The organism is Hymenobacter sp., from assembly GCF_036388155.1.
Classification (GTDB): domain Bacteria; phylum Bacteroidota; class Bacteroidia; order Cytophagales; family Hymenobacteraceae; genus Hymenobacter.
Map to the genome: position 1 here is coordinate 1 of NZ_DASVSI010000108.1, position 12,846 is coordinate 12,846.

Here is a 12,846-nt window from a genome sequence, read left to right on the forward strand (position 1 = left end):
AGCGACCAACCTAATAATATGAAAAAGCCCCGACACTGCGCAGTGTCGGGGCTTTTTCATATTATTAGGTTGGTCGCTTCGAGAGGACGGATTGCTTCGTCGTGCCTCCTCGCAATGACGGTTTTTTGGCTTACGTCTCAGCTTAGTGCTGGTGGCCGCCTTCGCCGTGTACGTGGCCGTGGGCCAGTTCCTCGGCGGTGGCTTCGCGCACGTCCTGCACTTTGCCATTGAAGTGCATCACCATGCCGGCCAGCGGGTGGTTGAAGTCCATTTGCACCGCGTTGTCGCCAATGTTCACCACTTTGGCTTGCATGTGGTTGCCTTCGTTGTCGGCCATGGGCAGGAAGTTGCCCACTTGCAGCATTTCGTCGTCCAGCTTGCCGTCGATGAGGAAAACCTCCTTCGGGATTTCTACCAGGGCCTGCTCGTCGTAGTCGCCGTAGGCCTGCTCGGGGGTGAGGCTGAAATGAAATTCGTCGCCGGGGTTTTTGCCGTCGAGCTGGGCTTCAAACTCTTCGGGCAGGCCGCTGTGGCCGAAGAGAAACACCATCGGCGAGTCGGCTTCGGCCGATTCAACCAATACTTTTTCCTGGTTCTCGTCGGTCACACTCAGGTCGTAGGTGATGGTGACGACTTTCTTGTCGCTGATTGCAGCCATAGTCATGATGGGGCCGCTGTAGCCGGCCCCTGGGGTGGGGTGATGGAAAAATTTAGGGCAAGATAAGTACGCAGCGCGCGGGGAAAGGGCGAATAGTGGCCGGGCTTTGTGCGAATTGCCCCACCGCCGAGCCGTAACCCCGGCCCAGGGCCTGCGTTAACCCAACATCCTGTCACGGCTTCTCTTTGATTGCCAATTCCTTCCTTTCCACCCTCATGCGCACCCTGTTTTCGCTGCTGTTGAGCAGCACCCTGCTGGCCAGCTGCCAGTCCGGCAACGACCCCAAAACCGAAAAAGAAGCCGTGGCGCAAGAGGCCGTGGTGAAAACCGACGCCGACACCGTCCGGACGGCCGCTCCGGAAAAGCAAATTGGCAGCCCCAAGCTGCTTTTCACCCTCGACGAGGCCCACAATACCCCCGACGGCCTAGCGCTGGCGCCCAATGGCAACATCATTTTGTCGGTGCCTAACCTGGCCGATAACAGCCAGCCGGCTTCGCTGATGGAGATTGTGGGCGAAACCATCAAGCCCTTTGCCACCAACCTGCCCGTGGAGCCCAGCACCAAGAAAGCCGCGCCCATGGACCTGGCCTACGGGCCCGATGGCAACCTGTACTACGCCGAAAACCAGTACGAAAACGACAAGAACTTCAAATCGCGCCTCATGCGGGTGCAGATTACCAACGGCCGCCCCGGCAAAATTGAAACCGTGGCCGATGGTTTCGCTCTGGCCAACGCCGTGCTCTGGAAAGGCAACACCTTGTACGTGACTGACAGCCAGTGGGACATGCCCGACAACGACAAGGGTAGCGCCATCATGCGCTTCAGCTTGGCCGAACTGAACAAAGGCGTGGTGCACCTAAAGCCCAAAACCAAGGACGCGCACCTGCTGGCTTTTTTCACCACGACCGTGAACGAAACGGGCGTTGACAACGGCGCCGACGGTCTCGACTACGACAGCAAAGGCAACCTCTACACCGGTTCTTTTGGCGACGGCACGCTCTACAAAGTATCGTTGAAAGCCGACGGCAGTTTGGCCAAGCAGGAGGCCCTTACGGTGCAAGGCAAGAAGATTCCTTGCGTTGACGGCCTCATCATCGACCGCAGCAGCGACAAGCTGTACCTCTGCAACTCGCGCGAAAACGCCATTGAAGTGGTGGACCTGCGCAACGGCAACGCGGTGACCACGCTGGCCCAAAATGGCGACACCGACGGCGCGGGAGGCCTGCTCGACCAGCCCGCCGAAGTGCTGCTGAAAGGCAAGCGTCTGTACGTGTCGGACTTTGACAAGCCGGAGAAAAACTTCGTGAACAGCAAGTCCGACGCGCCGCACAGCATGTCGGTGATTGACCTGCCCTAGTTGTTATTGTAGGGCACCAAAAAGCGCGTCAGGCGGGACAGAGTTCCGCTTGACGCGCTTTCTTGTTTTTAGCCGTTGCTGGCAAGCTCGGCAACTGCAGAAATTATGCCTCACAGGGGCTTTTAGTTGCTGTTCGTGACGTGGTTGAGGTTAAAAAAAAATCGGTGAAAAACCTAACCCTGATGCAAAAAGGAGTCGTAAAGAACCCCCGGACACACATGCTATTTGCTATGCCGCTGCATCCCGAATTAGATAAAAAGTTGAGCAAGAAATACGAGCCCAAAACCAGCATCGATGATGTGTTTAAGGGCTACGACATCACTTTTGTCACCAACGAGCACGGCGAGCCGGTAACCCTGTTTTTTGGCAAGCGCCGTCCCGACGGCCTTATTGCCGGAGAGCGGTACACACGCACCATCAAGCGCCTCCCCGACAGCCTGGAAGTGAAATCCAGCCACTGGGACGCCCGCGGCAAAATCATGCGCTAACTACACCGGGAATAGAACTGGCGGCCTGCTACCAAGCAGGACGCGTTGTCACGTCCGCCTCAGCCAATTTAAAAGGCGAGTAACTGGGCAAGCACGACTATAACTATTTGTTAGGCAGCGAGTATGGGGAATGGGGCGCACTTCAGGAAGTGGGGAGCTGAAGGTGGTCAACTGGGTTGGCCGGCTCGTCCGTGCGGCGTGGAAAAACCTGAGAGAGTAGGAAGCTTAATCTAAAACCAACTTATTAAACCATGAAAAAGGAGGATATCCACTTGTGGGATTGGCAGCGCATTTTCATCGGCAACAACCCGGTGGAGTTCATGCTGGAGGTGGCCATACGCACCCTCATTATTTACCTGGCCTTCATTGTGATGATGCGCTTCATGGGCAAGCGCATGAACGGGCAAATCAACGTGGCCGAGCTGGCCGTGATGGTGATGCTGGGTGCCATTGTGGCGGTGGGCATGCAGCTGCCCGAGCGCGGCCTGCTGCACAGCATCATGACGCTGGTGTGCGTGCTGGTGCTGTACCGCAGCATGAACTGGTGGGCCATGAAGAACCGCCGCATCGAGCGCATTGTGCAGGGCGACTTGCAGCGGGTGGTCATCGACGGGCAATTGGATTTGGCGGGCATGGCCAAGCTCCGGCTGTCACGGGAGCAGCTATTTGCGCAGCTGCGGAACGACAAAATTCAGCACCTGGGGCAGCTCAAGCGGGTGTACATGGAAGCCAACGGCGAGTTCAGCGTCTACAAGCAGGAGCCCGCGTGGCCCGGCCTGTCCATCATGCCCGACAAGGACAACGACATGCATCGAACCGAGCCGCACGATGCCCACGTGAAAGCCTGCGAGCGCTGCGGCCACACCGTGCCCGCCGACCGCCAGCCCCACGCGTGCCCGCGCTGCAACCACGAGGTGTGGGCCGTGGCCGTGCAGTATGAACAAGGCCAGAAACAGGACCAGGAACGTTTACAACCCGTATTGTCATGAAACCCGAAGAAATCCACCTCAGCGACTGGATGCGCATTCTGGTGGGCCAGGTGCCCGGCAGCTTCTACATCGAGGCCGTTTTTCGGCTTGTTTTCATCTACCTCTTGCTCGTGACGTCAATGCGGTTGATGGGCAACCGCATGGGCAAAACCCTGACCCGCAACGAAATCATTGCCATGGTGTCGCTCGCCGCCGGCGGCGGGGTAGCGCTCATGGCCCCCGACCGCGGCCTGCTGCCGGTGGTCATCATCTCGGCTATCGTTGTCGTCTACCAGCGGACCATTGCCTGGCTGGCGTTTCGCAACAAGCGCTTCGAAAGCGCGGTGCTCGACGACATGAGCATCCTGGTGAAAGACGGCCGCATGCAGCTCGACAAGCTGGAAGAAGGCGTGCTGTGCCGCGAGCAGCTGTTTGCGCAGCTGCGGCACGGCGGCATTGGCAACATGGGCATGGTGCAGCGCGCCTACCACGAAGCCAACGGCAATTTCTCCGTTCTCACTTTTTCCGATGGCAAGCCGCGGCCGGGCCTCTCGCTGGTGCCCGTGAGCGACCAAGAGTTTCGGCAGGAGCAGCGGAAAGCGGACGGCCAGTTTGCCTGCGCCGGCTGCGGGCACCTGCAGCCCAGTTCCCACATGCCTTATGTCTCCTGTTCGCGGTGCAACCACAAGGAGTGGGAGCCGGCAGTGCTGGGGTAATCACAACGCACCGGAGCCGGCTAGTTGGTCAAGCTTTGCACCCTTTAACATGTAAAAAGCCTCGTCCCTGCGCAGGGACGAGGCTTTTTACATGGTGACCTCTATCCAAAATGCTTGTCCGGGCATGTCGCGTAAAGCGCTGTCCTTTTCCCTCTGCACAGGGGACGGGGGCTGGTGGTGGGCTTCTGCCACGGTCAATTAGTGGGGAACCCACCCGCTGGGTTTCCGGGCGTGGACAACAGTGTTGTGTCGGGGCCTGCAACCAGTGAAGATATGCTGGGGCGGGGGAGTAATACTTGGTGAGTGGAGTCTTACAAGCCTGCTGCTTTTTGTGAGGACCCAAGTCGCCAAAGACGGCGGGGTAGAGGGGCAACTCTTGTGCTATTTTATACAATCGTGATACAATCATATCAAATACAGCATTTTGCCTGAAAATTCAGAAAAGGCGATGTAAAATTACGCAGGTCGCAGGCCCACTTGGCCCGCCCCAGACGCCGCCTTGGTATGAGATATACGCCCCCGCCCGTGCTTGCCAACGCCTCCAGCAATCGTTTGCTGCTGGGAAAGGGGGCTGGCCAGTTTGGTGCTTCTGCCTTAGCTAAATCGTTTGCTGGCATCGTGCCGGCGACCCATTGCCTCCTGTGCGGCATCAGCGGCGGGCTGCTCCGGTCAGGGCCCAAAAGTGAATTGAATAAGAATGAGTTAGCCCAGGCGCAAGAACCCTACTCAGGGCGGCTGCCGCCGTTGCGCTTAGCTGGCCACGCGAGCTGCTTACAGATGCCCGCCGGGTTGCCCGACCACTAAGTACCCGGGCTACTCTCCTTGCTCCGTCAGCACCCAGAAGGCAGCACTAATAATTTTCAGTTACCCAATTTTCTTACTTCACCAAACCAACAGCAATGAAAAAAACTACTCTTTTCCTCCGTTCACTACCGGTTGCTGCTGCTGAGGCCGCGGCCCCGGCCCCGAGCCGGCGACTGAATGACAACCTGGCTGCGTGCCGCCGGATGGCGCGCTTGGTACTGGCACTGCTGCTGGCTTTGGGCTTGCCTGCCGGAGCCTGGGCGCAAGGGTTCACCATTGCCAGCAACCAGTTGCGCGACGCCAACGGCAACAACTTTGTGATGAAGGGCGTTAACGTGCCGCTGGCGTGGTTCGTGAACGACGTGAACACCAACATCGCCAACATCCGCCGCGTCACCAACGCCAACACCCTGCGCATCGTGGTGAGCACCACCAGCGCCGACGCCGACTGGCAAACCTGCGTGCGGAATTGCATCGCCAACAAGATGATTCCAATGGTGGAGCTGCACAGCGTGACGGGCAGCAACAACCCCGCCGACCTCCAGCGCATGGCCGACTGGTGGGCCTCCAAAGCCCCGTTTCTGACCCGCCCCGAAATTGCGCGCTACGTGCTCATCAACGTGGCCAACGAGTGGGGCGACTGGTACATGAGCAGCCCCACCAACGACCCCCCCGGCACCGTGTGGCGCGACGCCTACATTTCGGCTGTGCGCACCATGCGCAACGCCGGCATCAACACCACCATTGTGGTGGATGCGCCGGGCTACGGCCAAGACAACAAGGTGAACACCCTGCTTTCGTACGCGCCGGCCGTGCAAGCAGCCGACCCACGCCGCAACATTTTGTTTTCGCTGCACATGTACTGCGAGTGGCGGGTAGGCGGCAGTTCCTCCATCACCACGGATTTGCCCCGGGTTAAGAACGCCGGCATCCCCATTATGGTGGGCGAGTTTGGCTACCAGCACTCAACGGACGGCAACTGCGATGTCAACGAGACGCAGTTGATGAACACCTGCCAGTCCAATGGCATTGGCTGGCTGGCCTGGTCGTGGAAAGGCAATGGCAGCAGCGTGGCCTACCTGGATTTGAGCCGGGATTGGGCAGGCGCCAGCCTGTCGGCTTGGGGCAACACCGTGGTGAACGGCGCCAACGGCACCAAAACGGCGGTTACGGCTTCGGTATTCGGCGGCAGCACCACCACGCCGCCGCCCACCACCGCCACGCTGGCCGACGGCACGTATAGCATCATTGCCCGCCACAGCAGCAAGTCCCTCGACGTAAACGCGAGCTCCACCGCCGACGGCGCCACCGTGCAGCAGTGGGCCTACGGCGGCGGCAACAACCAGCGCTGGGTGGTGCGGAACGAAGGCGGCGGGGCCTATTCCATCAGGGCCGTGCACAGCGGCAAATCCCTGGACGTGAGCAGCAGCTCCACCAGCGACGGCGCCCGGGTGCTGCAATGGACCTACGGCGGGGGCGACAACCAGAAGTGGCGCATTGAGAGCGTGGGCTCGGGCTACTACCGGGTAGTGTCTGTGAACAGCAGCAAGTGCCTCGATGTGGCGTCGGCTTCTACCGCCGACGGGGCCCTCGTTCAGCAGTATACCTGCGGCACTGGCGCCGGCAACCAAAGCTTCCAGTTCAACCGGCTGTCGGCGGCCCGGGGCAGCGACGTCGTGGCCAGCACCGACGACGCCACGTCGGTTTACCCCAACCCTTCGACCGAATCCTTCACCATTTCTCAGCCCGGCGATTTCACCTACGTAGTACAGGACGCCTCGGGCTTGCAGCGCGACGCCGGCAAAGGCACCAACGCGGTGCAGGTGGGCGGCCAGCTCAAGCCCGGCGTGTACATCGTGCGGGTGCAGTCAGTCGGCGGCGTAGCCACTCTCAAGCTGTTGAAGAATTAAGCGGGTTAAATGCTCCATCCGAAATAAAGCCGGAAGAGGTTTAGGTAACCAATAAACTGTATATTAGGCACTTGCTGCTTGCGCAGCAGTGCCGCTTGAGCCACGCGTGGCCGAAAAACGAAAGAGTCCCGAAGCAGTGGCCGGCTGGTCGTGCTTCGGGACTCTTTTGCGTGGTTAATGGTTGCACGGCGGCCAACCCTCTCTGGCAAGGGGGAAAGGGGCTGGCAACTTTTTAGGGCTGGCCTCCACCGCCAGTCGCGCCATATACTTGCCCGGTGGCGTAGCTGGCCATGGGGTCGGCCAGCTGCACGTAGATGGAGGCCAGCTCGACGGGCTGCCCGGGGCGGCCCATGGGCGTGTCGCCCCCAAACTTTTTGAGCTTTTCCTGGGTGGCGCCGCCGCTCACTTGCAGCGGCGTCCAGATGGGGCCCGGGGCCACGCCGTTCACCCGGATGCCTTTCGGGCCGAGCTGCTTGGCCAGGGAGCGCACGAAGCTCGTGGTGGCCGCCTTGGTCTGGGCGTAGTCGTAGAGGTCAGCGGAGGGGTCGGTAGCCTGCTCGGAAGTGGTGCCGATGATGGTAGAGCCCGGCGGCATATGGGGCAGCGCGGCCTTAATAATCCAGAAAGGCGCGTAAATATTCGTTTTCATGGTCGCGTCAAAGTCTGCGCTGCTCAGGTTCAGGATGGACTGCTGCTGCTGCTGGCGCGCGGCGTTGCTCACCAGAATGTCGAGCCCGCCCAGGCCGCGCACCGCCTCGTCGACCAGCCGCTTGCAAAAGGCTTCGTCGCGCAAGTCGCCCGGAATGGCAATGCCCTTGCGGCCTTCGGCTTTTATCAGGGCAATGACTTCCTTGGCGTCGGCTTCTTCGGCCGGCAGGTAGTTGATGGCCACGTCGGCGCCTTCGCGGGCGTAGGCGATGGCGGCGGCGCGTCCCATGCCCGAGTCGCCGCCCGTAATCAGGGCCTTGCGCCCTTTCAGGCGACCCGAGCCTTTGTAGCTCTTCTCGCCGTGGTCGGGCTTGGGGTCCATTTGGCTGGCCAGCCCGGGCCAGGGCTGCGACTGCCCCTTGAACGGCGGCTTGGGGTAGGCATTGTTCGGGTTCGAGAGCACGTCCGGGGCCGACTCGGCGGCCGTGTCGGCTCCTTCGGCCGCTAAAACGGGCGCCACGGCCGCCAGGGCCAAGCTGGCGCCCAGGCCGCTGAGGACATCGCGGCGGCTGAATTGATTTTCTGCATGCATGAGTAGAACGGGCTTGGATGATGTGGATACTCACCCCTACGCGGCCCGTTGGCAGAAGGCTTCACGCGAGCGAGCAGCTTTTCCGGGCCCGGGACTAGCGAAGCAGAACCGTTTTCTGGCGCGACGCGTGGTAATCAGTCCCAGCCGCTCCGCTCGCACGTGGCAAGCTCGTGGTCAGAAAGTTGGTAATTACCCGGCATGGCGTGCGGCCATGCCGCTTGCGCCACGCGTGCAGCCCCACGCCATGCATCGTTCCGCCCGGAAGCGGCGGGTAGCCCGACCCCGCTTCGCTGCTACTTAGTGCTGAATTTTAACAGGTAAGAATTGTTGGGGTAATCCTGCAAGGAGCGGGCGCCGCCGTCAGCAACGATGAATTCGTAGTCCTGCCCCGGCTTGAGGGTGACGGGAAAGGTGAGCGACTTGTTGTCGTCGGAATAGCGCAGGGGGCCCAGCTCCGGGTAGGTGGCCTCGCCGCCCGGCCCGCTGCGTACCGAGGCATAAGGGCTCATGGGCCGCGGAAAATCGACGGTCAATTCGGTCACAGCAGGGCTTACTGGCTGGCCGCTGAGTGTGTAGGGGCGCACCCGGTTGGCGTCGGCCTTTTGCGCCGCAAACGCCTCGCGGAGCTGGCGCAGGGGCTGGTCGGCGTAGTACTGAGATTTTTCGAGGAATTCCTCCACCGCCCGGGGGCTCTTGTAGTCCAGGCGCAGCATGTCGCGCACGGCCTGGGGCTTGTTGATGGCCTGGGCGTAGTAGGCCTTGCAGATGGCGTAGCCCAGGTAGTAGCCCAGGTCGGCCGTGTGGCTCAGGTCGTCGGGCGTTTGCTCCGCCGACCAGCTCAGGTACACCGGAATGAACATTTCAGACTTAAACCGCTCTTTCAGCGCGGCCTCGTGCTGGAGGCCGTAGGCCAGGTAGGGATAGGGCAGGGACTGGCCGGTAACCAACTCGGCCACAAAGGTGCAGGTGCCCTCGTTCAGGGCCTGGCCCAGCACGGTGGCCCCGTAGCCGTTGAGCTGGGTGTGCACGTACTCGTGCACGGTGCGCGGCACGAGGCTGGCGAGCGGGTCGCGCCCAAAATCGCGGGCCAGGCGCTCGTGCTGGCTTTTCGGCAGGCGGGCGAGGTCGGTGAGGGCGTTGCCGGTGGCCAGCTCCGAGCCGATTACCACCAAGCTGTCTTTGGTAAGCCCGCTGGCGCGCAGGGCCCCCACGGCAAAGTACACCTTGGCGGGCCGCAACTTCGGGTCAAACGCTTTAAGCTTGCCCAAACTCAGTTCAATTTCCTTGGCCGCGGCCCGCACAAGCTGGGTGCGCGGCCGGATGGACTCCCAAAACCGTGGGTAGCGCCGAATGGCGCTCACCCACTGCCCGGCCGTGTGGCCCTTTACCTCCCGGAAGGCTTGCAGGCCATAGGAGCCTTTGGCCAGGTAGAGCCGGTTGAGGTAGCGCACCTGCCGGACGCTGTCGCGGGTGCTGCGAATGCTGTCGTAAGCCGTCCAAAAATGGTCGAGGTCCGTGGTGTAAACGCGCGGCGCGGCCGGGCGCGGTGCCCCCGCGCCCACTAATAAAACCGCGGCCAGCATCGCGCCAGGTAGGGCGCCGCGGAACAAATGAGGTAGCTTCATGCAGCAAGATAGCCCGGCGGCTGGTTGTTAATTGGCGGAGGAAAAGCTTAATCCTGCAACTCCCAGGCCGTGCGGTAGCCCCCAATCTGCTCCACGTACTCAATCAGCGCCTTGAAAAACGGGTGGGCGCTGAGCGTCGAAGAGTCGCCGACGAGGAGCAGCTTTTTGCGGGCGCGGGTCATGCCCACGTTCATGCGGCGGATGTCGGAGAGGAAGCCGATTTCGCCCTGGTTGTTGCTGCGGGTGAGGGTGATGGCGATGATGTCGCGCTCCTGGCCCTGAAACGAGTCGACGGTGCCCACGCTGAGCTGCCGGTGCAGCATGAAGCCGCTGAGCTCGTCGTTTTCCTCAATGGCGTCCTTCAAGTAGTTGATTTGGGCGCGGTAAGGGGCAATTACGCCAATGCTGAGCGGGTCTTCCTCGTGGTCGGCGGGGTCGTACGGCTCGAGCAGTTGGGCCAGGCGCTTGAGCAGCAGGTCGGCCTCTTCGGGGTTGGCGGTGGAACGGCTTTCAGGGATGGTGATTTCCTGGAAACCGAAGCCGGCCGTGTCGAGGAACTCTACGGGCAGGTCGGGGGCAAAGCGCAGGTCGTAGGCATCCAGGCCGGCGTGGGCCACGGTTTCGTAGGCCTCCAGCTTGCCATCGTAGAACTGGTCGGAGCTGAACTGCATGATTTGCTCGTGCATGCGGTACTGCACCGTGAGCATGCGGGCGGTGGCGGGCTGGCGCTTGATGGCTTTTTCGAACAGCGTTTCGCGCAGGGCACCGGCTTTTTCGCTCTTCACGGTGGGCGGAAGTTGGTGGTGGTCGCCGGCCAGCACCACGCGCTGGGCCTTGGAAATGGGTATCCAGCAGCCGGGCTCCAGGGCCTGGGCGGCCTCGTCGATGAACACGGTTTCGTAGGTAAGGTGGCGAATGTTGCGGTTGGCCGCGCCCACCAGCGTGCACGTGATTACCTGCACCGATTCCAGCAAATCCTCGGTGATGTAGCGCTCCAGGTCGTCGGCCTGCTGAAACAGCATGCGGGCCTCGTCCTTGAGCTGCTTGCGGTGCTGCTGCTCCTCGTAGCCGAAGTTGCGGACGTACTTGCTGGCCGTTTCGCGGTATTGGTCGGCCGTCTGGCGCATCGAGCGCATCTCGTTGTAGCTCTTGTGGTTCATCACCTGCGCGTCGAGGGTGTGCTCCAGCAACAGGTCGGACACCCGCGAGGGGTTGCCCATGCGAATGACGTTGACGCCGCGCTCGGCCAGCTTTTCAGTGAGCAAATCCACGGCCGTGTTGCTCGGGGCGCACACCAGCACCCGCCGCTCGCGCCGGATGGTTTCCAGAATGGCCTGCACCAGCGTGGTGGTTTTGCCGGTGCCGGGCGGGCCGTGGATGATGGCCACGTCGCGGGCCGCCATCACGTGGCGCACAGCCGACAGCTGCGACTCGTTGAGCGGGCTGGGGTAGAACAAATCAGAGGGCTTCTCCTCGCGGAAACGGGCTTCCTTAGCTCCCAGAATAACGTCGCGCAGCTCGGCCAGGCGGTCGCCGTAGGCGCCCATCACCTTGCCCAGCGCGTAGTCCATCTCGCGGTAGCTGACCTCGTCAAACGTGAGGTCGATGCCCATTTTGTGGCCTTCGAGGGCCCAGTCGGGCAGGTCTTCCTTGGTGGTGGCGAGCAGCAGCTTGTTGCGCCGCACGCTGGTAATCACGCCGCTCAGGGTGGGCTTGTCGGTGGCAGAGCGGCCGGGCACGTTGCCGAACAGCGAGGCGTTTTTGCCCACCTGAAACAGGTGCAGGCCCTGCTGGCCGGCGGGGCGCTCCAACTCAAGCACCAGCTTGCCGCCGAAGCCAATGTCTTCCTTGGAAATGGTGACGGGGTACCAGGTCAGGCCGCGCTGTTGCCGTTCGGCAATGCTGGCCTTGGCGTTTTTAATCTTGAATTGTTCCAGGTCTTCCTTTTGCTCCAACTGCATGAGGGCCTGAACTTGGCGCAGCTCTTTTTCGAGGGCGTAAGGGTCGGTGGGGATGAATACTTCTGACAAAAGAATACGGATTGATTTCGATGCTTGGGTAACAACGAAAACGGGAAATGAGTGGCCGAAAAGCGGAAGAAAAGTCCCGCCGGCTTTAGTTTATGGTCGGCCTGAATTCAGGCAGCACGTGAAAGTTAATTTGGATGGAGTCGCCAGGTTCAACGCGTATGGACGGAGCTTCCGACCACAACATGCCCACCCAGCCCGCCCGCACATGGTGCCGGCCAGGGCCTACTATCTGAACATAGTTGCCGGCTTGGTCAGCAAAGGTATGGGCATCATCGATGGTGATGATGGCACCTGGCAAGGGCGTGAATTTTCCGTTCTCCTGCTGCACATCGACGTAACCTGTAATAAGCGAGGCACCGGCCGGATTGGTGCGCCGGAAGCGGGAGAAAGTGGCTGGTGGTCCCAGCCATTTGGCTGCTTGCTGGCGCGGCTTGTAATGGCTCAGATAATCTTTGCTTAACGCGCGGCCTTGCGCATAATTCAACACGTGAATCGTTTGCTCGCTGCGGCAGCCCATCAGCCCGCCGAGGAAGGAGACGAGCACAAGACTGGTTAGGCGTATGGCAAAACAAACAGGAGCGCTCATGGCCAAATATATGAAATACGACCAGCTTGGCAGTGGCAACGATGCATGCTGAGGCGCCAGTGCCAGCGGCTGCGACTTCGTGAGGCTGCGCTGACAAGTATTTGTACCGAGGCTGCAGCGAGGGTGTGCAAGGGGCCAAACAGCGAGCCGTGAATACACCGACGGGCGCCGAAAGCACTGCTGGGCATCCACGAGCCCGGGGTGACTTCGCCGCTGCTTACTTTAGCCTGCGATGGAACATGCCGAAATTGCCCGCCTACGATTACTCAACCACCGCATTGCCGGGGCAAAATGCGCCACCCCCGCCGAAGCCGTCCGCTGGATGGGCGCCCTGCAAGCGCAGGACTACGGCCAGGCCGTATATGCCCTGGGCCTGCGTACCCAAACCCCCGGGCTGGCGGCCGTCGAGCAAGCGTTTGCCAACCAGGAATTGGCCCTGACCTGGCCCATGCGCGGCACCATT

Annotated in this window: 11 protein-coding genes; 6 read left to right on the forward strand and 5 right to left on the reverse strand. The window is 61.1% G+C overall.

The annotated features are described in order from the left end of the window. Positions 1–142: 142 nt before the first annotated feature. Positions 143–658, reverse strand: coding sequence for an FKBP-type peptidyl-prolyl cis-trans isomerase (locus VF629_RS15085; protein ID WP_331059322.1), 516 nt, complete (start codon positions 656–658; stop codon positions 143–145). Between the two features lie 215 nt (positions 659–873). Between VF629_RS15085 and VF629_RS15090 the strand changes: the two genes are divergently transcribed. The 5 genes from VF629_RS15090 (at position 874) to VF629_RS15110 (ending at position 6,902) form a co-directional block, all read left to right on the forward strand. Then, the gene (locus VF629_RS15090) at positions 874–2,016 is read left to right on the forward strand and encodes a hypothetical protein (RefSeq protein ID WP_331059323.1); all 1,143 of its coding nucleotides are present in this window, start codon (positions 874–876) and stop codon (positions 2,014–2,016) included. 62 nt (positions 2,017–2,078) lie between these two features. Further along, positions 2,079–2,504, forward strand: coding sequence for a hypothetical protein (locus VF629_RS15095; RefSeq protein ID WP_331059324.1), 426 nt, complete (start codon positions 2,079–2,081; stop codon positions 2,502–2,504). Positions 2,505–2,755: 251 nt separating this feature from the next. Next, positions 2,756–3,493 carry a DUF421 domain-containing protein gene (locus VF629_RS15100; RefSeq protein WP_331059325.1) on the forward strand — a complete coding sequence of 246 codons (738 nt, stop codon included), beginning with the start codon at positions 2,756–2,758 and terminating at the stop codon, positions 3,491–3,493. Continuing rightward, entirely contained in the window at positions 3,490–4,188 is a 699-nt protein-coding gene (locus VF629_RS15105) for a DUF421 domain-containing protein (protein WP_331059326.1), read from the forward strand. The genes VF629_RS15100 and VF629_RS15105 overlap by 4 nt, the downstream gene beginning before the upstream one ends. A gap of 899 nt (positions 4,189–5,087) precedes the next feature. After that, on the forward strand, positions 5,088–6,902 hold the full coding sequence (locus VF629_RS15110) for an RICIN domain-containing protein (protein WP_331059327.1): 1,815 nt from the start codon (positions 5,088–5,090) through the stop codon (positions 6,900–6,902). Between the two features lie 232 nt (positions 6,903–7,134). Here the strand turns inward: VF629_RS15110 and VF629_RS15115 are convergent, their stop codons facing one another. The 4 genes from VF629_RS15115 to VF629_RS15130 form a co-directional block, all read right to left on the reverse strand. Beyond that, entirely contained in the window at positions 7,135–8,142 is a 1,008-nt protein-coding gene (locus tag VF629_RS15115) for an SDR family oxidoreductase (RefSeq protein WP_331059328.1), read from the reverse strand. A 293-nt stretch (positions 8,143–8,435) separates the two neighbouring features. Continuing rightward, a complete protein-coding gene (locus VF629_RS15120) occupies positions 8,436–9,767 on the reverse strand; it encodes a hypothetical protein (protein ID WP_331059329.1) in 1,332 nt (443 codons plus the stop codon). Between the two features lie 47 nt (positions 9,768–9,814). After that, entirely contained in the window at positions 9,815–11,797 is a 1,983-nt protein-coding gene (locus tag VF629_RS15125; protein ID WP_331059330.1) for an AAA domain-containing protein, read from the reverse strand. A gap of 85 nt (positions 11,798–11,882) precedes the next feature. Beyond that, complete coding sequence (locus VF629_RS15130) at positions 11,883–12,383, reverse strand: carboxypeptidase-like regulatory domain-containing protein (RefSeq protein ID WP_331059331.1); 501 nt, start codon at positions 12,381–12,383, stop codon at positions 11,883–11,885. Positions 12,384–12,615: 232 nt separating this feature from the next. On the opposite strand from VF629_RS15130, the gene VF629_RS15135 reads away from it, so the two are divergent. Then, positions 12,616–12,846: DNA glycosylase AlkZ-like family protein (locus VF629_RS15135; RefSeq protein WP_331059332.1), on the forward strand; the 231-nt coding region annotated here is incomplete at its 3' end.

Excerpts from the sequence above, each read along its gene's own strand:
- VF629_RS15120 (WP_331059329.1), bottom strand. The coding sequence starts at position 9,767 with ATGAAGCTACCTCATTTGTTCCGCGGCGCCCTACCTGGCGCGATGCTG.
- VF629_RS15110 (WP_331059327.1), top strand. The coding sequence starts at position 5,088 with ATGAAAAAAACTACTCTTTTCCTCCGTTCACTACCGGTTGCTGCTGCT.
- VF629_RS15100 (WP_331059325.1), top strand. The coding sequence starts at position 2,756 with ATGAAAAAGGAGGATATCCACTTGTGGGATTGGCAGCGCATTTTCATC.
- VF629_RS15090 (WP_331059323.1), top strand. The coding sequence starts at position 874 with ATGCGCACCCTGTTTTCGCTGCTGTTGAGCAGCACCCTGCTGGCCAGC.
- VF629_RS15085 (WP_331059322.1), bottom strand. The coding sequence starts at position 658 with ATGGCTGCAATCAGCGACAAGAAAGTCGTCACCATCACCTACGACCTG.
- VF629_RS15105 (WP_331059326.1), top strand. The coding sequence starts at position 3,490 with ATGAAACCCGAAGAAATCCACCTCAGCGACTGGATGCGCATTCTGGTG.
- VF629_RS15115 (WP_331059328.1), bottom strand. The coding sequence starts at position 8,142 with ATGCATGCAGAAAATCAATTCAGCCGCCGCGATGTCCTCAGCGGCCTG.
- VF629_RS15130 (WP_331059331.1), bottom strand. The coding sequence starts at position 12,383 with ATGAGCGCTCCTGTTTGTTTTGCCATACGCCTAACCAGTCTTGTGCTC.